Below are 18,543 nucleotides of genomic sequence, written 5' to 3'. Positions count from 1 at the left end.
TCCTTCAGGAGACCCGCCATGAAAATGATCACCGCCGTCATCAAGCCCTTCAAGCTCGAAGAAGTCCGCGAAGCCCTGGCCGAGTGCGGCGTGACCGGCCTCACCGTGACCGAGGTGAAGGGTTTTGGCCGCCAGAAGGGCCACACCGAGCTGTATCGGGGCGCCGAGTACGTGGTGGACTTCCTGCCCAAGGTGAAGGTCGAGGTCGTGGTGAAGACCGAGGATGTGGACCGCTGCGTGGACGCCATCGTGAACGTGGCGCGCACCGGCAAGATCGGTGACGGCAAGATTTTTGTGACCGCCGTGGAGCGCGTGGTGCGTATCCGCACCGGAGACTTGGACGACGCAGCGGTCTGAGGGACCGAGAATGGCGGGTGCTGGGTCTGGCCTGAAGGGGCCAGGGCCACAAGCCATCGAGAATGCAAAAAGGGCGGATTCCTCATCCGCCCTTTTCTTTTTTGATGGGTGACCGCCTTGCCTGCAGTGTCAGATCACGTCACGCAGTGGTACAGGGGCGTGGTCGGGTCCTGCCGACTGCACCAGGGTGCGCAGCAGGCCCTCGGCGTCGGCAGAGGCGTGCAGCAGGCCCATCTGCCATTCGCCCATGAAGCCGCTGGCCACGCAGTGGTTCAGGAAGCCCATCAGTCCGTCGTAGTAGCCCGCCACATTGAGCAGGCCCAGGGGCTTGTCGTGGTAGCCCAGCTGGCGCCAGGTCCAGACCTCGAACAGTTCCTCGAAGGTGCCGATGCCGCCGGGCAGGGCGATGAACGCATCGCTGCGCTCGGCCATCATGGCCTTGCGCTCGTGCATGGTCTGCACGATGTGCAGCTCGTCGCACAGGCGGTTGGCCAGTTCCTTGTCCACCAGGGCCTGGGGGATCACGCCCACCACACGGCCACCGGCCTGGCGCGTGGCCTCGGCCACGGTGCCCATGAGCCCGCTGCGGCCCCCGCCATAGACGAGCTGGCCACCATGGCGGCCGATCCAGGTGCCCACGGCCGTTGCGGCTTCGGCAAAGGCGGGGTTCTCGCCGGGGCGCGAGCCGCAGTACACACAGACGGAAAAAGCGGGCTCAGCCATGGAAAAACCTCTGAAAAACAGCCGCGGCCCAGATGCCTATGCACAGCAGCAGCGCCAGCAGCACGGCCGCGCTGCCCATGTCCTTGGCGCGCTTGGACAGGTCATGCCATTCGGGGCCGATGCGGTCGATGGCGGTCTCGATGCCCGTGTTGAGCAGCTCCACAATCATCACGATCACGACCGAGCCGGCGAGCAGCGCCACTTCGACCCAGCTGCGCCCCAGCCAGAGCGACAGCGGCAGCAGCACCATGGCGGCGATGGCTTCCTGGCGGAAGGCTTTTTCGTTCCAGCCCGCCCGCAGGCCTTCGATGGAATAGCCTGCGGCGTGCCAGATGCGGTTCAGGCCTGTGCGGGCTTTTTGGGGGTTGGCAGGGGCTGACGAGGGGGAGGGGGGTGCAGACATGGGCTTATTTTTTGGGGAGTTCGTAGTGCACCAGCCGGGTGCCTGCCAGGGCGTCGTGCCAGAACTGCCGTGTGGGGTGAAAGCGGCTCAGGATGGCCCAGATGGCGACCCAGCCGCCCAGCAGCACCAGCACTTCCAGTGCGGGCACGCCGAACATGTAGGCGGCCAGGGGAGGCAGGAACCATAGCCAGCTCAGCACATAGCGTAGTAGCGCGCGCGGCTGGGTGATGGGCTGGCCGTCCTGGCCCACCACGCGGATGTGCCAGGTCTTCTGGGCCAGGGTCTGGCCCTTGGCCCAGAACCAGGTGAAGTAGATGCCAAAAACTACAAACAGGAATGCCTGCAGCGCATGGCGGTTGTCCATGGCATTGCGGGTCTGGCTGAGCGTGCCAAACAGGTAGCCCGCGATGAACACCACGCCGAACATCAGCATGCCCTCATAGAGCCAGCAGGCCATGCGCCGCCACAGGTTGGGTGCCGGGGCTTCGGCCAGGGGGGCAGGGGTGGTGCGGGCGTCAGCCTGCGAAGAGTGGGGGGAGGGCGATGCGGACATTCCAGGTGTCAGGCCCGTCGGGGCCGGGCAGGTTGCAAACCTACTGAGGATACAGGCCTGAGGTGTCGGGGGTGACAGGTTGGGGCGCGGCGGTGGCTGGCGGTTCGGCCGGGCCTGTGCCCAGCGGGGGCAGCGCGGCGGGCACCGCTACCGGCACGGCCACGGGCGCGGTTTCCACCCCGGTGGGGGTGGAGGCAGCGCTGGCGGGCGATGGCGACGGGGCCGCCGCCGGGGAGGGCATGGGCGTCACGGGGGCGGCCACCCGGGGCGTGTGTTCGGCGACGGGCGGAATCTTGGGCGCATTCGGGCGGCTGGGGTTGGCCTCGGTGGCTGCAGGCACCTGAGCCAGCTTCTTGGGTGACACGGGGCGTAGCGCCGTGGCCGCGCCAGCGGGTTTGGGAACGGCCCGAGCGGCCAGTGCACTGCGCTCTTCCTCCGACAGGGCCTGGTAGGCCTCCCACTGCGCGCGCTTGTCATCCCGCGCCAGCCGGTTGGTGACGGCGTAGTTGAGCCGCGCCTGGTTGCGCTGCTGGGCACTCAGGCTGGCCCAGTCAGTGATGCGGTCGTGGAACTTTTTTTGCTCCTCTTCCGACAGGCTGGAATAGTTGGACGCCAGGGTCAGCCACCGGCGTTTTTGTGCTTCACTGATCAATGCCCACCGCTCGGCCAGCGGATACAGGGCCAGCTTCTGGGATGTGTTCAGGGTTTCCCAGCCCGGGCCCGATTCGATCTGGGGCTGCAGCGCAGTGCCAAAAGCTACCGGCGTGCGCGCGTTGTTGGGGCTGGCGACGGCAGCTTCTGCGCCGGCAGGCAATAAAGTGCCGGGGGCCATGCGCATCTGCATCCACACCTGGCCTCCTGCGGCTGCGAACGCGCCCAGAAGCGCCAAGGCCAGCACATAGGCTGGCAAAGGGGTGGGAGCGTCGGGGGGGTGTGGGGGCATGCAGTCCGGGTTTGGGCAGTTCAGTTGGACTGCGCAGAGGTCTTGAGGAATTGTACGAAGCCTGGATCGGCATAGGCTGCCGGTGGCAGGTCGTCGGTCAGCAGGGCGGCATCCACCTCTGCCACATCATTGGCGCTGCGCTCGTCCTGGGCAGTGTTGATGACCACGAGGCCCACCACCAGAGCCAGCAGGGGAATTGCTGACACCAGGGCATTCCACCATCCGCCGCCCTCGCCACCACGGCCCAGGGTGGCTGTGTTGCCAGCACCCAGCACCACCGCAGCTGGCGCCGTGCGCCGGACGGGGGCGGTGACCTTGCGTTTGGCCAGAGCCTGCATGCGCGAGGCGCGCAAGCGCTCAGTGATGTCGTAGGGCAATTCGGCCGTGCCGCTGGACAAGCGGGCCGTCACGCGCAGCGCAAAACGCTCGGCGGCTGCTTCGGCGGAGGTCGTTGGTTGCTGTGTGGTGTTTTTCATGGCTCGATTCCTTTGGCCTTCAGTGCCTTGCTGAGGGTTTGGATGGCGCGAAAGCAATGTGTTTTGACACTGCCCTCCGAGCAGCCCATGGCGGCTGCCGTTTCTGCTACATCCATTTCTTCCCAGTAACGCATGAGGAATGCTTCCCGTTGACGTGGCGGCAATTCGGCGATTTCGGCTTCGATCCCATGAAATATCTGGGCCCTGCGGGTGAGGTCTTCAGCACTTTCGGCCCTGTCTCCGTCATCTGGGCCGGAATAGGCTTCCAGCAAATCAAAATCCATGCCATCTTCGCCCGGCCCTTCGAAGTCACTCATGCTCGAAAACAGTGCATTGCGTGTCTTCTGGCGCCGAAACCAGTCCAGCGTGCAGTTAGACAGTATGCGCTGGTACAGCATGGGCAGCTCGGCCGCAGGCTTGTCCCCGTAGTGCTCGGCCAGCTTGAGCATGCTGTCCTGCACGATGTCCAGCGCCGCTTCCTCATTGCGAACATGGTAGAGCGAGCGCTTGAAGGCGCGCTTTTCTACACTTTTGAGGAAGTCGGAGAGTTCTTGTTCGGTGGCCAAGAGACGGGGCGGTCCGGGGTGGGGGTGCAGGAAACGCCGCAAATTGTGGCTGTCTGGCACCGTAAAGCCTGTGATTATCGCATCTGCAGGGGTTTTTTTGGGCTGGGGTGGCTTTCGAGTGTGTTGCAGTGCGATAATGAGCGTTGCAATTCAAAAGGCAAACGGGTCACGGTCCGGCGGGCACTCATCTCGCTCATGTCCTTGGCCTCAAGTTCCAAGCTGGCTTCACAAGAGCGCGTGCGAGGAGCACCCAAGGTTTTTCGTCAGAGAAATTCACAAAGGTTCATCGATCATGGAAATCTCCAAGGCTGAGCTCAGCTCCGCAGCCGCTGCAACGCAGGGCAACACATCCCACGCTTCCGGCTCGCAAGACCTCATGGGGTCTGAGATCCTCATCAAGTCGCTCCAGGCCGAGAACGTCCAGTACATTTGGGGCTACCCTGGTGGCGCCGTTCTCTACATCTACGACGCGCTCTACAAGCAAGACACCATTCAACACGTGCTGGTGCGTCACGAACAGGCCGCCGTGCACGCTGCCGACGGCTACGCACGCGCCACGGGTGAAGTGGGTGTTGCGCTTGTCACGTCTGGCCCAGGCCTCACCAACGCGGTGACGGGCATTGCCACGGCGTACATGGACAGCATTCCGATGGTGATCATTTCCGGCCAGGTGCCTACGCCTGCGATCGGGCTAGATGCCTTCCAGGAGTGCGATACGGTCGGTATCACCCGCCCCATCGTCAAGCACAACTTCCTCGTCAAGGATCCGCGTGATCTGGCCGCGACGATGAAAAAGGCCTTCCACATTGCCCGCACCGGCCGCCCCGGTCCCGTGGTGGTGGATGTGCCCAAGGACGTGTCTTTCAAGAAAGTGCCTTACACCGGCTACCCCACGAGTGTGGAAATGCGCTCGTACAACCCGGTGCGCAAGGGCCATGGTGGCCAGATCCGCAAGGCACTGCAGTTGCTGCTGGCGGCCAAGCGTCCCTATATCTACACCGGTGGCGGCGTATTGCTGGGCAACGCTACCAACGAGCTGCGCACGCTGGTGGACATGCTGGGCTATCCGGTCACCAACACGCTGATGGGCCTGGGTGCCTACCCCGCGTCGGACCGCAAGTTCCTGGGCATGCTGGGCATGCACGGCACCATCGAAGCCAACAACGCGATGCAGAACTGCGACGTGCTGCTGGCCGTGGGCGCTCGGTTTGACGACCGCGTGATCGGCAACCCCAAGCACTTTGCACAGAACGACCGCAAGATCATCCACGTCGATATCGACCCGTCGAGCATCTCCAAGCGCGTGAAGGTGGACATCCCGATCGTCGGCGACGTGAAGGACGTGCTCACCGAGCTGATCTCCATGATCCGCGAGAGCAGCACAAAGCCCGATTCGGGCGCTCTGGCCGCTTGGTGGGACACCATCGAAGGCTGGCGCAAGCGTGAGTGCCTGAAGTACAGCATGGGCAGCCCCGACGTCATCAAGCCCCAGTACGTGGTCGAAACGCTGTGGAACATGACCAAGGACGCTGACACCTACATCACGTCCGACGTGGGCCAGCACCAGATGTGGGCCGCGCAGTACTACCGTTTTGACGAGCCGCGCCGCTGGATCAACTCCGGTGGCTTGGGCACCATGGGCGTGGGCATCCCCTACGCCATGGGCATCAAGCTGGCCAAGCCGCAGTCCGAGGTGTTCTGCATCACCGGCGAAGGCTCTGTGCAGATGAATATCCAGGAACTGTCCACCTGTCTGCAGTACAACACGCCGATCAAGATCTGCTCGCTGAACAACCGCTACCTGGGCATGGTGCGCCAGTGGCAGGAGATCGAGTACTCCGGCCGATACAGCCACAGCTACATGGACGCTTTGCCCAACTTCGTGAAGCTGGCCGAGGCCTATGGCCATGTGGGCATGCTGATCGAGCGTCCTCAGGATGTGGAGCCCGCGCTGCGCGAGGCCCGCAAGCTCAAGGACCGCACGGTGTTCATGGACTTCCGCACCGACCCCACCGAGAACGTGTTCCCGATGGTGCAGGCCGGCAAGGGCATCACCGAAATGTTGCTGGGGTCGGAAGACCTTTGACAAGCTAAATCGGCCTTCTGCGCCTGTCTATCAAGCGCTGGTAGCTATCAATTTGGTAGCTTTCACTTTTTGACGAATCTATTGCCTGCCAAGCTTGCGCATTACCGTGCGCAGGGGAGGGCAGCGAAAAGAGGAATCTCTTCATCATGAAACACATCATTGCTGTCTTGCTGGAAAACGAGCCTGGTGCTCTTTCCCGTGTCGTGGGCCTGTTCTCTGCCCGTGGCTACAACATCGAATCGCTCACCGTGGCGCCCACCGAGGATGCATCGCTGTCGCGCATGACCATCCAAACCACGGGCTCCGACGACGTGATCGAACAGATCACCAAGCACCTGAACCGCCTCATCGAGGTCGTGAAAGTGGTGGACCTTACCGAAGGCGCCTACACCGAGCGCGAGCTCATGATGGTGAAGGTGCGCGCTGTGGGCAAGGAGCGCGAGGAGATGAAGCGCATGGCCGACATCTTCCGTGGCCGCATCATCGACGTGACCGAGAAGAGCTACACCATCGAGCTCACGGGCGACCAGTCCAAGAACGATGCGTTCCTGCAAGCTATTGACCGCACGGCCATTCTGGAAACCGTGCGCACGGGTGCCAGCGGCATCGGCCGCGGCGAGCGCATTTTGCGCGTGTAAGACAATTCACCCCGTTTTTCCTATTTCAACCCCCCAACAACGCATTTCAACCGGAGCGACCCATGAAAGTTTTCTACGACAAAGACACCGACCTGAGCCTGATCAAGGGCAAGACCGTGGCCATCATCGGCTACGGCTCGCAGGGCCATGCCCACGCACAAAACCTGAACGACAGCGGCGTGAAGGTCGTGGTCGGCCTGCGCAAGGGCGGTGCATCGTGGGACAAGGTTGGCAAGGCCGGCCTGAACGTGCTGGAAGTCAACGATGCGGTGAAGGCCGCCGACGTGGTCATGATCCTGCTGCCTGATGAAGACATCGCAGCGGTGTACAAGAACAACGTGGAACCCAACATCAAGCAAGGCGCTTCGCTGGCCTTTGCCCACGGCTTCAACGTGCACTACAACCAGGTCGTGCCCCGCGCTGACCTGGACGTGTGGATGGTTGCCCCCAAGGCCCCAGGCCACACCGTGCGCAACACCTACACCCAGGGCGGAGGCGTGCCCCACCTGGTCGCTGTGCACCAGGACAAGTCCGGCAAGGCCCGTGACCTGGCCTTGAGCTACGCGGCTGCCAACGGCGGCGGCAAGGCTGGCATCATCGAGACCAACTTCAAGGAAGAAACCGAGACCGACCTGTTCGGCGAACAAGCCGTGCTTTGCGGCGGTGCCGTCGAGCTGATCAAGATGGGTTACGAAACCCTGGTCGAAGCTGGCTACGCTCCTGAAATGGCTTATTTCGAGTGCTTGCACGAGCTCAAGCTCATCGTGGACCTGATCTACGAAGGCGGCATTGCCAACATGAACTACTCGATCTCGAACAACGCCGAGTACGGCGAGTACGTGACGGGCCCTGAGGTGATCAACGAGCAGTCGCGCGCCGCCATGCGCAACGCCCTGAAGCGCATCCAGAACGGTGACTACGCCAAGATGTTCATCCAGGAAGGCCGCCTGAACTACCCATCGATGACGGCCCGCCGCCGCAACACGGCCGACCATAGCATCGAGAAGGTGGGCAGCCAGCTGCGCGCCATGATGCCCTGGATCGCCAAGAACAAGCTGGTGGACCAGACCCGCAACTGATACTTCCGAGCGAAGCATCCCCAAGGCCACTTCGGTGGCCTTTTTTGTTGCCGGGTGCGCCGGTGTGCAGGCGCTACACTGCGGCCTTCGCCTTGTGTGCGTGTGGGGGCCTTTGTGCGCCGCAGGCTGACGGGGCATACTATAAATTCAGTAGCGGCTTGCGCTTGATGGGCGAGCGCTGGAGGTCTTTTTTGATGCATGACGGCAATGAATCCACCGAGAACCCTGGTGTGATGGTGCGCAAACGGCGCAAGGGCATCTACATCCTGCCCAACCTGTTCACGCTGGCGGCCTTGTTCGGGGGGTTTTATTCCATCGTCATGGCCATGAATGGCCGTTTCGACATGGCGGCGGTGGGTGTGTTCTGTGCGATGGTGCTCGACAGCCTCGACGGGCGAGTGGCCCGCATGACCAACACCCAAAGTGCGTTTGGTGAGCAGATGGACTCGTTGTCCGACATGGTGTCGTTTGGTGCCGCGCCCGCACTGATTGCCTACGAGTGGTCGCTGCAAGGCCTTGGGCGCTGGGGCTGGATTGCCGCTTTTGTGTACTGTGCTTGCGCGGCGCTGCGACTGGCACGCTTCAATGTGAACACCGGCGTGGTGGACAAGCGCTACTTTCAGGGCCTGCCTTCGCCTGCAGCCGCTGCACTGGTGGCTGGCTTCATCTGGCTGATGACGGAGCTGGGCGTGCGCCCAGGTGAGGATTCTTGGCTCACCTGGTCGCAAATCACGTGGATCATGTTCGCCTTCACGCTGTATTCGGGGTTGACCATGGTCACCAATGTGCCGTTCTACAGCTTCAAAGATGTGCAGATGAAAAAGAGCGTGCCCTTTGCCGCCATCGTGCTGATTGCGCTGGGCATTGCCGTCATCAACATCCACCCGCCCATCGTGCTGTTTGGCGTGTTCGTTTTTTATGGCCTGTCTGGCTACGCGGTGTATGCCTGGCGCAAGGCCAAGGGCCAGCACAGCAGCGTGATCAGCACCTCCACGGATGAGCCCGACGAACGCGGGTTGCACAAGTGAGCATCGCCGCCGCTGCGGCGCAGTTGTGCTACATTGCGTTGCATGAACACGTTTGCGCTGGCTCTACTGCTACCTCCCCACGGGCGGAGACGGTAGGCGCACGCGCACACTTTTTCCACAAAGGCCCGTATGCACCCGCAACGGGCCTTTTGTTTTGGGCGCCAGATTTTTGACGTTGCGGGCCCCACCCACTGATACCAGGAGAACAACATGGCTGACAAACTGATCATTTTTGATACCACCTTGCGCGATGGTGAGCAGTCCCCCGGCGCTTCGATGACCAAGGACGAGAAGCTGCGCATCGCGCGTCAGCTCGAACGCCTGAAGGTGGATGTGATCGAGGCCGGTTTTGCCGCCAGCTCCAACGGCGATTTCGAGGCGGTGCAAGCCATTGCCAACGCCATCAAGGACTCGACCATCTGCTCGCTCTCACGCGCCAACGACCGCGACATCTCGCGTGCGGCTGAAGCACTCAAGGGCGCCAACAGCGCGCGCATCCACACGTTCATCGCCACCAGCGCGTTGCACATGGAAAAGAAGCTGCGCATGACGCCCGAGCAGGTGCTGGAGCAGGCCAAACAATCTGTGCGTTTTGCGCGCAATCTTGTGGCCGACATCGAGTTCAGCCCCGAAGACGGCTACCGCAGCGACCCGGACTTCCTCTGCCGCGTGCTGGAAGCCGTGATCGCTGAAGGCGCCACTACCATCAATGTGCCTGACACCGTGGGCTATGCCGTGCCCGAGCTGTACGGCAACTTCATCAAGACGCTGCGCGAACGCATTCCTAACAGCGACAAGGCGATCTGGTCCGTGCATTGCCACAACGACTTGGGCATGGCCGTGGCGAACTCGCTGGCGGGTGTGAAGATCGGCGGTGCGCGCCAAGTGGAATGCACGATCAACGGCCTGGGCGAGCGCGCTGGCAACTGCTCGCTTGAAGAGATCGTGATGGCCGTGAAGACCCGGAAGGATTATTTTGGCCTCGATCTGGGTATCGAGACCCAGCACATTGTTGCCGCCAGCCGCATGGTGAGCCAGACCACGGGTTTTGTGGTGCAGCCCAACAAGGCCGTGGTGGGCGCCAATGCGTTTGCGCATGCCAGCGGCATTCACCAGGATGGCGTGCTCAAGGCCCGCGATACCTACGAGATCATGCGCGCCGAGGATGTGGGCTGGAGTGCCAACAAGATCGTGCTGGGCAAGCTCAGCGGCCGCAACGCCTTCAAGCAGCGTCTGCAGGAGCTGGGTGTGCAGCTCGACAGCGAAACCGAAATCAACGTCGCCTTCGCCAAGTTCAAGGAGCTGGCCGATCGCAAGAGCGAGATTTTTGATGAGGACATCCTGGCCCTGGTCAGCGATGAGAGCGTGACGGCCGAAAAAGAGCAGTACGGCTTTGTCTCGCTGTTCCAGCAGAGCGAAACCGGCGAGCAGCCCCGTGCACGGATTGTTTTCACCGTCGATGGGCAAGAGGTGCGCAGCGAATCCGAGGGCAATGGTCCTGTGGATGCTTCGCTCAAGGCCATCGAGTCGCATGTCAAGAGCGGTGCCGAGATGGTGCTCTATTCGGTGAATGCGATCAGCGGCTCGACCGAGAGCCAGGGCGAGGTGACGGTGCGCTTGCAGAACAGCGGCCGGGTTGTGAATGGCGTGGGAGCAGATCCTGATATCGTTGTCGCTTCCGCCAAGGCCTACCTGAGCGCCCTGAACAAGTTACAAAGTAAAGCCGACCGGGTGGCCGCCCAGGGCTGAGTGATCGATTTATAATTTCACTCACTTTCTGGGAAAGTCGCGCAAGGTATTGATCTTGCGCGACTTTTTTTGATTCTGTACACTGCTCAACACTTATTACCGTTTGGAGCACTTTGATGCACCATCGCCACCGCTCTGCAGTGACCCGTTTTTTCCAGTTTTTGGGCTTTGCCGTTGTGAGTGCGGCCCTCGTCAGCCCCCTCGTACATGCGGGTGAGCAGAAAAAGGCTGTACCTAAAAAGCAGCAGGTGAGTTCGGCAAACACCAAGCGTGCGGTGGCGCCACGCAAGGTAGCGGCCAGCACCAATGCCAAGGCCGTGCGGGTTACCGCCAAGACGGCAAAGGCACCCACCCGGGTCGCGTTTGTGCCAGCCAAGCAGTCGTTTGGCCAAATCGCGGGCCTGCATGAAGTCAATGACCCGCTGGATCTCAAATCCAGCGTGGCGCTGGTGATGGATCAGGACACGCACGAGGTTTTGCTCAGCAAAAACGACCATGCCGTGTTGCCCATTGCATCCCTGACCAAGCTCATGACCGGCATGCTCATTTCCCAGGCCAAGTTGCCCATGGATGAGCCTTTGACGATCACCCAGGATGATGTGGATACTGAAAAAGGCAGCCGTTCTCGCTTGACGGTCGGGACCACCCTCACGCGCGGTGAAATGCTGCACCTGGCACTCATGTCCAGCGAGAACCGCGCGGCGCATGCGTTGGGCCGCACGTATCCGGGCGGGCTGGAGGTTTTTGTCGCTCAGATGAATGCCAAGGCCCGTCTGCTGGGAATGACTGATACGCGGTATGTGGAGCCCACCGGTTTGTCCAGCCGCAACCAGTCCAGCGCGCGCGATCTGGCAACCTTGGTGAACGTGGCCCACGGCGACCCCTTGCTGCGGGAGCTATCCACTTCTCCGGGTTATGAGGTGGCTGTGGGGCGCAAAACTCTGCAATACAACAACACCAACGGTCTTGTGAAGAATCCCACCTGGGATATTGGCCTGCAAAAAACCGGCTATATCTCCGAGGCGGGGCGTTGCCTTGTCATGCAGGCCCAGGTGGCTGGGCGCAAGCTGATCATGGTGTTCCTGGATTCGGCAGGCAAGTTCAGCCGGTTGGGAGACGCAGAACGTGTGCGCCAATGGGTCGAGTCCACACCGACACTGGCTGCGCCCTTGCATTCTGCCCGGGGTGGTAACGGCTGAAAATCTGGCGAGCCCCCAAGCTTGAAAAAACACCCGATAGACGAACGGCTTATCGGGTGTTTTTTGTTTTGGCTCCAGCGGGTGGAGCGGCTGCCTTCAAACCGCGAAGACTAGCGGAAGTCGGTTTGACCGCCACTGCTTGCCGCATCATGGCTGGTGTCGGCAGCGGACACATGCCCCAGTGCCAGGGATATTTCGTTGGCGGTGGCCTGCAGCTTGGGCATCCAGCCTTCGTCCAGCCGATCAGCGGGGGCGGAAATGGACAAGCCGGCCACGAGCTTGCCCTGGTCGTCATACACCCCTGCAGCCATGCAGCGCACTCCAAGCTCCAGCTCTTCGTTGTCTCGGGCAATGCCGTACTGGCGTGCTTTGGCCAGTTCTCGCTCCAGAACCGGCAACTGGGTGATGCTGTTGCGGGTGTGGCCCGCCAGGCCGGTGCGCGTGGCATAGGCGCGAACACGCTGGGGGTCGTCCAGCGCCAGAAAAAGCTTGCCGGTGGATGTGAGGTGCAAAGGGGCTCGGCCCCCGATGGCGCGCACCACCTGCATGCCCGAGCGTTCGCTGTAGGCGCGCTCTACATACACAATCTCGTCCCCTTGGCGCATGCTCAGGTTGACGGGCTGCTGGATCAGCTTGTGCAGGTTGCGCATGGGGGTCAGGGCCGCATCGCGCACGCTCAGCCGCGCCTTGACCAGGTTGCCCAGCTCCAGCAGCCGCATGCCCAGCCGGTAGCTGCCTGACTCCGGGCGGTCTACGAACCGCCCGATGGTCAGGTCGTTCAGGATGCGGTGGGTGGTGGACGGATGCAGGCCTGTCTTTTCACTGATCTCTTTCAGTGAGATTGCATCTTCACGGGAAGCCAGCACATCGATCAGCGTAAACATACGCTCCAGCACCTGGACGCTGGGTTTGACGGGAATGCTGGGATCGATTTTTTTCATGGGCGGCAGTGAAGCAAAAGCCGCTGCATCTTACCTTGTGAAATGTTGCCAGGTGTTCAGGCGCTGCGGGGTGGGGGCGCATCTGTGCGGTGCCACTGGCCCTCCGTGCGGATCTCGTGCGGATGAAAGCGGGCCTTGTAGTTCATTTTGGGGCTGGCCTCGATCCAGTAGCCCAGGTACACATGGGGCAGGCCCAGCGAACGCGCCTGTTCGATTTGCCAGAGAACGTTGTAGGTGCCGTAGCTGCAATGAGGCTCGGGCTCATAGAAGGTGTAGACCGCAGACAAACCGTCATCGAGCACATCCAGGATGGAGACCATCTTCAGTGCGCCGGGCTCCCCTGACGCGTCGGTCTCCCGAAACTCCACCAGCCGCGAGTTGACGCGGCTTTGCAGGAGAAACTGGGTGTACTGGTCGATGCTGTCATGGTCCATGCCCCCGCCTGCATGGCGCCCATTCTGATAGCGCAGGTAGAGCTGGTAGTGCTCTGGCACGAAACACAGACGCAGCACGCGGGCTTGCAATTTCGCATGGCGGGCGGCGGCACGCCGTTGGCTGCGATCGGGTGTGAATTCGTCAGCCACCACCCGCAGCGGCGTGCAGGCCTGGCACCCGTCGCAGTAGGGCCGGTAGGTAAACATCCCGCTGCGGCGAAAGCCCTTGGCGACCAGGTCAGAGTACAGGTCGCTCTGGATCAGGTGGCTGGGTGTGGCGACCTGCGATCGCGCCTGCCTGTCCGGCAGGTAACTGCAGGGGTAAGGGGCTGTCGCGTAGAACTGCAGGGTTTGCAGTGGGAGGTCGTTGAGTTGCGTCATGCCTTGGGGGCCAGAGTGGGCAGCAGCGCGTTCCAGTATACGGGGTCGAATGCCCAGGTAAGAGGGGGTTCGTTACGAGCCCTCTCGACGTGTGCAAGGAACTCGGTGCGGGCGATTTCGCGCCCTCCGAGGAATGCCAGGTGCCCGGTGTTTTGCTGGCAATCGATCATGCTCACACCGTGGTGGCGGCACAGCGCCACCAGGGCGGAGAGGGCGATCTTGGATGCATCGGTGGCGTGGGCAAACATGGATTCGCCAAACACAGCCCGGCCCAGCGCCACGCAATACAGGCCGCCGACCAGCTCGCCATGGATCCAGGTCTCAACACTATGGGCATAGCCTGCTGCATGCAACCGGGTGTAGGCCTCGACCATCTCCGGCACGATCCAGGTCCCTGCTTGCCCTTCGCGCTCCTTAGTTGCGCATGCGGTGATGACCTCCTTGAATGCGTGGTCCAACCGGATTTCGCAGTGGTCTTGTGTGCGGAAGGCCTGCAGTGTCTTGCGCAGGGATCGGTGCAGCCGGAACTCCGAGACAGGCAGCACCATGCGCGGATCTGGTGCCCACCACAGGATGGGTTGCCCCGGTCCGTACCAGGGAAAGGTGCCTTGTGCGTATGCGGCGCGCAGGCGGAGGACATCCAGGGAGCCCCCAGCGGCCAGCAGGCCGGGCGCGGGGTCATCAGGCCCCCAGGCGGTGGCCGGTGCAGGGAAGGAGTCTTCGGTTTCCAGCCAGGGCAATTGCGGGGGCATGGTGGCAAAACGCAAAGACACCATTGTCTGGCATGTGATCGGCGATGAACTGGGGTGCCGAGGGCAAAAAAAATCCCTGCACCGGATGGCGGTGCAGGGATTTTTGAGTGGCTCCTCGACCTGGGCTCGAACCAGGGACCTACGGATTAACAGTCCGGCGCTCTACCGACTGAGCTATCGAGGAATAATCGGTACGTAAACTCGGTATGTAAAAGGCCCCGCTTCACTCATGCAGGGCCTGCAAATTCTTGGCTCCTCGACCTGGGCTCGAACCAGGGACCTACGGATTAACAGTCCGGCGCTCTACCGACTGAGCTATCGAGGAACAAGACTTAGATTATATACACAAAAATCAGCTCAAAACTCGTTTGCAGTGGGTTTGTGTAATCGGCCTGATTTTCTTTGTCGCGCGGCGCGGGTACGACCCTTGTTCTTTCATGATGGCTCGGGCCGGCGCCACAGCCATGCCAGCACGCAGGCCATGCACCCGATGGCCATTGCCACGATCCATGGGCGTGACACCGTGAGCAGCAGGACCACGGCACTCAAGGACATCATGAGGGCTGCGCTCCACTTGGCGCGGCGGCTGACCTTGCCACCCTGGGCCCAGTTGCGCAGCAGTGGGCCAAACAGCCGGTGGTGCCAGAGCCAGCGGTACAGCCGTGGCGAGCTGCGGGCAGCCGCCCATGCCGCCATGAGGATGAACACGGTGGTGGGCAGGCCGGGAACAACCACGCCGATGGCCCCCATCACCAGGCACAACACGGCGAAGGCCTGTAGCAGCCAGCGCACGGGCCAGGGCAGGGGGCGTGGCGAGGGTTCGGGGGGCTCGACCAAGGGATCTTCAGGAGGCGTCGTAGCCATGGGCATATTGTGAACGGGCTTGCAGGTTGCCCTGCTGCGCAATGGCCGCCCGCGCGCTATGCTGCATGCGCCCTATACGCCAGCGCGCATCTGCGCGCCCGCTTTTGCAGAGATTTTTCATCCGATGACCATCCACACCATCCTGAAGATGGGCGACCCGCGCTTACTGCGCATTGCCCAGCCCGTGACCGAGTTTGACACCGACGCCCTGCATCTTCTCGTGCGGGACATGTTCGACACCATGCGATCCGTCAACGGGGCAGGCCTGGCGGCGCCCCAGATTGGTGTGGACTTGCAGCTGGTGATTTTTGGCTCCAATGACCGCAATCCGCGCTACCCGGACCGGCCACTGGTGCCCCCGACCGTGCTGCTGAACCCTGTCATCACCCCTTTGGGTGATGAAGAGGAGGAGGACTGGGAAGGCTGCCTGTCCGTGCCGGGTCTGCGTGGCAAGGTACCGCGCTGGTCACGTATCCGCTACACAGGCTTTGACCCCTATGGAGACCCCATCGACCGCACGGTGGAAGGTTTCCATGCCCGCGTGGTGCAGCATGAATGCGACCACCTCACCGGCAAGCTGTACCCGATGCGGGTGCGGGACTTCGCGCAGTTCGGGTTCACCGAGGTGCTGTTTCCCGACATTGGCGCCGCAGAGGACGACTGACGCGACCGGCTGTGCGGTGCCGCGCGTCAGCGGACAGTGGCACCCATGGAGTCCGTCAGGACGATAGCTCGCGCAGCAGTTCGGTCTCGATCTGGATCTGGCGCGCGTTGTTCTGCAGCTCGGGGCCCTGGATAAGGAAGGTGTCCTCCACCCGCTCACCCAAGGTGCTGACCTTGGCCAATTGCACGCTCAGGTGGTGCTGCGCCAGGATGCGTGCCACCAGATACAGCAGGCCCGCCCGGTCGCTGGCCGAGATGGCCAGCAGCCAGCGCTGCGCTTTTTCGTCGGGCCGCAGGGTCACGCGGGGGGCGACCGGGAAGCTCTTGACCCGGCGCGAGACCCGCTTGCGCGCGGGCTCCGGCAGCGGTCCGCCTTCCTCGATCACACGCATCAGGTCGCTCTCGACCATGTGGGTCAGCTCGCGGTAGTGCCCGGGCTGTTCAGACGCGGAAGAGGCCACGACCTGGAAGGTGTCCAGCGCATAGCCGTTGTTGGCGGTGTGCACGCGTGCATCGAGGATGCTGAAGCCCACGCGGTCGAAGTAGCCACAGATGCGTGCAAACAGGTCGGCCTGGTCGGCGGCGTAGACCATCACCTGCAGCCCGTCACCTGCCAGCGACTGGCGGGCGCGCACCACTGGTTTGGCGGTGCCCACGTGGCGCGACAGATGGCGTGTGTGCCAGGCAATGTCGGCCGCGTCGTGGCGCATGAAGTAGCTCACGTCGAGCGTTGCCCACAGGGCCTTGTGGGCCTCGAACGGCAGCGCGTTGAGCGCCAGCAGCACCAATGCCTCGCGCTTGCGGGCCTCGATCTCGGCGGCTGCATCGGGGGCGCGGCCGCCCAGGGTGCGCAGCGTGGCGCGGTACAGGTCTTCCAGCAGCTTGCCCTTCCAGGCGTTCCAGACCTTGGGGCTGGTGCCTCGGATGTCCGCCACGGTGAGCAGGTACATGGCTGTGAGGTTGCGCTCATTGCCCACGCGGCGTGCAAATGCGGCGATCACATCCGGGTCGCTCAGGTCCTGCTTTTGCGCTACGGTGCTCATGGTCAGGTGTTCGCGCACCAGAAACTCGATGAGCCGGGCGTCTTCGCGGTCCACACCATGCTGGCGGCAAAAGCGCCGCACTTCTTCGGCGCCGATCTGCGAATGGTCGCCGCCGCGCCCCTTGCCAATGTCATGGAACAGCGCCGCTACATACAGGATCCAGGGCTTGTCCCAGCCTGCAGCCAGCTGCGAGCAGAACGGGTACTCGTGCGCATGCTCGGCCATGAAGAAACGACGCACATTGCGCAGCACCATCAGGATGTGCTGGTCCACCGTGTAGACGTGGAACAAGTCGTGCTGCATCTGCCCCACGATGCGGCGGAACGGCCACAGGTAGCGCCCCAGCACCGAGGTCTGGTTCATCAGCCGCATGGCGTGGGTGATGCCCGAGGGCTGCTGCAGGATGCGCATGAAGGCATCGCGGTTGACCGGGTCGCGGCGGAAGGCGCTGTCCATCACGCCGCGTGCGTTGTACAGCGCACGCAAGGTGCGCGCCGACAGGTCCTTGAGCCCCACGGTGGTCTGGTAGAGCAGGAAGGTCTCCAGGATCGTGTGCGGGTCGCGGGTATACAGGTCGTCGCTGGCCACTTCGATGAGGCCCGCCTTCTCGAAGAATCTCTCGTTGATGGGGCGCGGCTCGTGCGTCGATGGGTTCAGGCGCTCTTCGATGTTCAGCAGCAGGATCTGGCTGAGCTGCGATACGGCCTTGGCCGCCCAGTAATAGCGGCGCATCAGGCTTTCGCTGGCCCGCATGGGCAGGCGCGAGCCATCGGGCGCCTGCGAGCGGTAGCCGAACGATTCGGCCACGGCCGTCTGCAGGTCGAACACCAGGCGGTCTTCGTGCCTCCCGGCCGCCGCATGCAGGCGGGCCCGGATCAGGCACAGCAGCGCCTCGTTGCGCTCGATCTGGCGCACTTCAAAGGCGGTGGCCATGCCGCTGGCGGCCAGTTCCTTCCAGTTGCGACCCAGCCCCGCGCCCTGTGCCACCCACAGGATCATCTGCAGGTCGCGCAGTCCGCCGGGCGACTCCTTGCAGTTGGGCTCCAGCGAGTAGGGCGTGTTCTCGTATTTGTTGTGGCGCTGGCGCATTTCCAGGGTCTTGGCGACCAGGAAGGCCTGGGGGTTCATTTGCGCGCGGTACTGGCGCTGGAATTCGGCAAACAGCGCAGCATTGCCGCACACCAGCCGAGATTCGAGCAGCGAGGTCTGTACGGTGACATCGCCCGCGCTTTCGGCCAGGCACTCGGCCACCGTGCGCACGCTCGACCCGATCTCCAGGCCCGTGTCCCAGCAACTGCCAATGAAGCCTTCCAGCTTTGCACGCAAGGCGCTGCCGGCCTCGGGCGCCGCGCCGTCGGGCAGCAGCAGCAGGACATCGACATCGGAATAGGGGAACAGCTGGTCGCGCCCAAAGCCGCCCACTGCCACCAGGGCCATGTCGTCGGGGAGCTGGGCGCGTTGCCACAGGGTCTGCAGCAGGTTGCCCGCCAGTGATGACAGCTTGCGCAGCAGCACGCGGATGCCGCGTGTCGATGCGCCGGTGGCTTTCATGGCCGCCAGCAGGGCGGCCTTGTCGCTGCGGTAGGCGTCGCGCAGGGCATGGAGTTCAGTCATGGTCGGTAAGTATCGTGGGAGGCCATGAAAAAGCCATGCAAGAGTTATGCA

Annotated in this window: 19 protein-coding genes and 2 tRNA genes; 8 read left to right on the top strand and 13 right to left on the bottom strand. The window is 62.7% G+C overall.

Annotation, left to right across the window (positions count from 1 at the left end; genetic code table 11):
* Positions 1-18: 18 nt before the first annotated feature.
* Positions 19-357: a P-II family nitrogen regulator gene (locus ACSQ3O_RS15585; RefSeq protein ID WP_007857855.1), complete on the top strand. Its 339-nt coding sequence runs from the start codon at positions 19-21 to the stop codon at positions 355-357.
* A 129-nt stretch (positions 358-486) separates the two neighbouring features.
* Here ACSQ3O_RS15585 and ACSQ3O_RS15580 read toward each other — a convergent pair whose 3' ends face one another.
* The 6 genes from ACSQ3O_RS15580 to ACSQ3O_RS15555 are packed head-to-tail and all read right to left on the bottom strand — an operon-like array spanning position 487 to position 4,021.
* Positions 487-1,080 carry a TIGR00730 family Rossman fold protein gene (locus ACSQ3O_RS15580; RefSeq protein WP_436139547.1) on the bottom strand — a complete coding sequence of 198 codons (594 nt, stop codon included), beginning with the start codon at positions 1,078-1,080 and terminating at the stop codon, positions 487-489.
* The gene (locus ACSQ3O_RS15575; protein ID WP_436139546.1) at positions 1,073-1,483 is read right to left on the bottom strand and encodes a diacylglycerol kinase; all 411 of its coding nucleotides are present in this window, start codon (positions 1,481-1,483) and stop codon (positions 1,073-1,075) included. The genes ACSQ3O_RS15580 and ACSQ3O_RS15575 overlap by 8 nt, the downstream gene beginning before the upstream one ends.
* Positions 1,484-1,487: 4 nt before the next feature.
* Positions 1,488-2,036 (bottom strand): RDD family protein, encoded by a 549-nt coding sequence (locus ACSQ3O_RS15570; protein WP_137748098.1) that lies wholly within the window; start codon positions 2,034-2,036, stop codon positions 1,488-1,490.
* Positions 2,037-2,076: 40 nt separating this feature from the next.
* Entirely contained in the window at positions 2,077-2,979 is a 903-nt protein-coding gene (locus ACSQ3O_RS15565) for a DUF3106 domain-containing protein (RefSeq protein WP_436139545.1), read from the bottom strand.
* Between the two features lie 20 nt (positions 2,980-2,999).
* Complete coding sequence (locus tag ACSQ3O_RS15560) at positions 3,000-3,455, bottom strand: DUF3619 family protein (RefSeq protein ID WP_436139544.1); 456 nt, start codon at positions 3,453-3,455, stop codon at positions 3,000-3,002.
* A complete protein-coding gene (locus ACSQ3O_RS15555) occupies positions 3,452-4,021 on the bottom strand; it encodes an RNA polymerase sigma factor (RefSeq protein WP_298457851.1) in 570 nt (189 codons plus the stop codon). The genes ACSQ3O_RS15560 and ACSQ3O_RS15555 overlap by 4 nt, the downstream gene beginning before the upstream one ends.
* A gap of 292 nt (positions 4,022-4,313) precedes the next feature.
* Here ACSQ3O_RS15555 and ACSQ3O_RS15550 point away from each other — a divergent pair, with 292 nt between their 5' ends.
* From ACSQ3O_RS15550 to pbpG, 6 genes are all read left to right on the top strand, one after another.
* Complete coding sequence (locus ACSQ3O_RS15550; protein WP_137748094.1) at positions 4,314-6,107, top strand: acetolactate synthase 3 catalytic subunit; 1,794 nt, start codon at positions 4,314-4,316, stop codon at positions 6,105-6,107.
* Between the two features lie 146 nt (positions 6,108-6,253).
* Entirely contained in the window at positions 6,254-6,745 is a 492-nt protein-coding gene (gene ilvN, locus ACSQ3O_RS15545; RefSeq protein ID WP_015013659.1) for an acetolactate synthase small subunit, read from the top strand.
* 62 nt (positions 6,746-6,807) lie between these two features.
* Positions 6,808-7,824, top strand: a complete 1,017-nt coding sequence (ilvC, locus tag ACSQ3O_RS15540; RefSeq protein ID WP_056638514.1) for a ketol-acid reductoisomerase — start codon at positions 6,808-6,810, stop codon at positions 7,822-7,824.
* Between the two features lie 194 nt (positions 7,825-8,018).
* Entirely contained in the window at positions 8,019-8,852 is an 834-nt protein-coding gene (gene pssA / locus ACSQ3O_RS15535; RefSeq protein ID WP_436139543.1) for a CDP-diacylglycerol--serine O-phosphatidyltransferase, read from the top strand.
* A gap of 210 nt (positions 8,853-9,062) precedes the next feature.
* Positions 9,063-10,601, top strand: coding sequence for a 2-isopropylmalate synthase (locus tag ACSQ3O_RS15530; RefSeq protein ID WP_298457844.1), 1,539 nt, complete (start codon positions 9,063-9,065; stop codon positions 10,599-10,601).
* Between the two features lie 116 nt (positions 10,602-10,717).
* Positions 10,718-11,800 carry a D-alanyl-D-alanine endopeptidase gene (gene pbpG / locus ACSQ3O_RS15525; protein WP_298457842.1) on the top strand — a complete coding sequence of 361 codons (1,083 nt, stop codon included), beginning with the start codon at positions 10,718-10,720 and terminating at the stop codon, positions 11,798-11,800.
* Positions 11,801-11,910: 110 nt separating this feature from the next.
* Here the strand turns inward: pbpG and ACSQ3O_RS15520 are convergent, their stop codons facing one another.
* The 6 genes from ACSQ3O_RS15520 to ACSQ3O_RS15495 all read right to left on the bottom strand — a co-directional run bounded on the left by ACSQ3O_RS15520 (position 11,911) and on the right by ACSQ3O_RS15495 (position 15,172).
* The gene (locus ACSQ3O_RS15520; RefSeq protein WP_298457839.1) at positions 11,911-12,741 is read right to left on the bottom strand and encodes an IclR family transcriptional regulator; all 831 of its coding nucleotides are present in this window, start codon (positions 12,739-12,741) and stop codon (positions 11,911-11,913) included.
* 56 nt (positions 12,742-12,797) lie between these two features.
* On the bottom strand, positions 12,798-13,556 hold the full coding sequence (locus tag ACSQ3O_RS15515) for an arginyltransferase (RefSeq protein ID WP_298457837.1): 759 nt from the start codon (positions 13,554-13,556) through the stop codon (positions 12,798-12,800).
* Complete coding sequence (aat, locus tag ACSQ3O_RS15510; protein ID WP_436139542.1) at positions 13,553-14,308, bottom strand: leucyl/phenylalanyl-tRNA--protein transferase; 756 nt, start codon at positions 14,306-14,308, stop codon at positions 13,553-13,555. Before aat ends, ACSQ3O_RS15515 begins: the two co-directional genes overlap by 4 nt.
* 108 nt (positions 14,309-14,416) lie before the next feature.
* Positions 14,417-14,492 (bottom strand) — tRNA-Asn (locus ACSQ3O_RS15505).
* Between the two features lie 65 nt (positions 14,493-14,557).
* Positions 14,558-14,633 (bottom strand) — tRNA-Asn (locus ACSQ3O_RS15500).
* Between the two features lie 110 nt (positions 14,634-14,743).
* Positions 14,744-15,172, bottom strand: coding sequence for a YbaN family protein (locus ACSQ3O_RS15495; RefSeq protein WP_436139541.1), 429 nt, complete (start codon positions 15,170-15,172; stop codon positions 14,744-14,746).
* A 124-nt stretch (positions 15,173-15,296) separates the two neighbouring features.
* Here ACSQ3O_RS15495 and def point away from each other — a divergent pair, with 124 nt between their 5' ends.
* The gene (gene def, locus ACSQ3O_RS15490) at positions 15,297-15,836 is read left to right on the top strand and encodes a peptide deformylase (RefSeq protein ID WP_436139540.1); all 540 of its coding nucleotides are present in this window, start codon (positions 15,297-15,299) and stop codon (positions 15,834-15,836) included.
* Positions 15,837-15,891: 55 nt separating this feature from the next.
* On the opposite strand, the gene ACSQ3O_RS15485 is transcribed toward def, so the two are convergent.
* Positions 15,892-18,492 carry a [protein-PII] uridylyltransferase gene (locus ACSQ3O_RS15485; protein WP_436139539.1) on the bottom strand — a complete coding sequence of 867 codons (2,601 nt, stop codon included), beginning with the start codon at positions 18,490-18,492 and terminating at the stop codon, positions 15,892-15,894.
* Between the last annotated feature and the right edge of the window lie 51 nt (positions 18,493-18,543).

Origin of the sequence: Acidovorax sp. LjRoot74 (genome assembly GCF_964254355.1) — a bacterium.
Taxonomy (GTDB): domain Bacteria; phylum Pseudomonadota; class Gammaproteobacteria; order Burkholderiales; family Burkholderiaceae_C; genus Acidovorax.
Note: the sequence above shows the minus strand (reverse complement) of the source record. Positions and strands in the feature narration are given on the sequence as shown.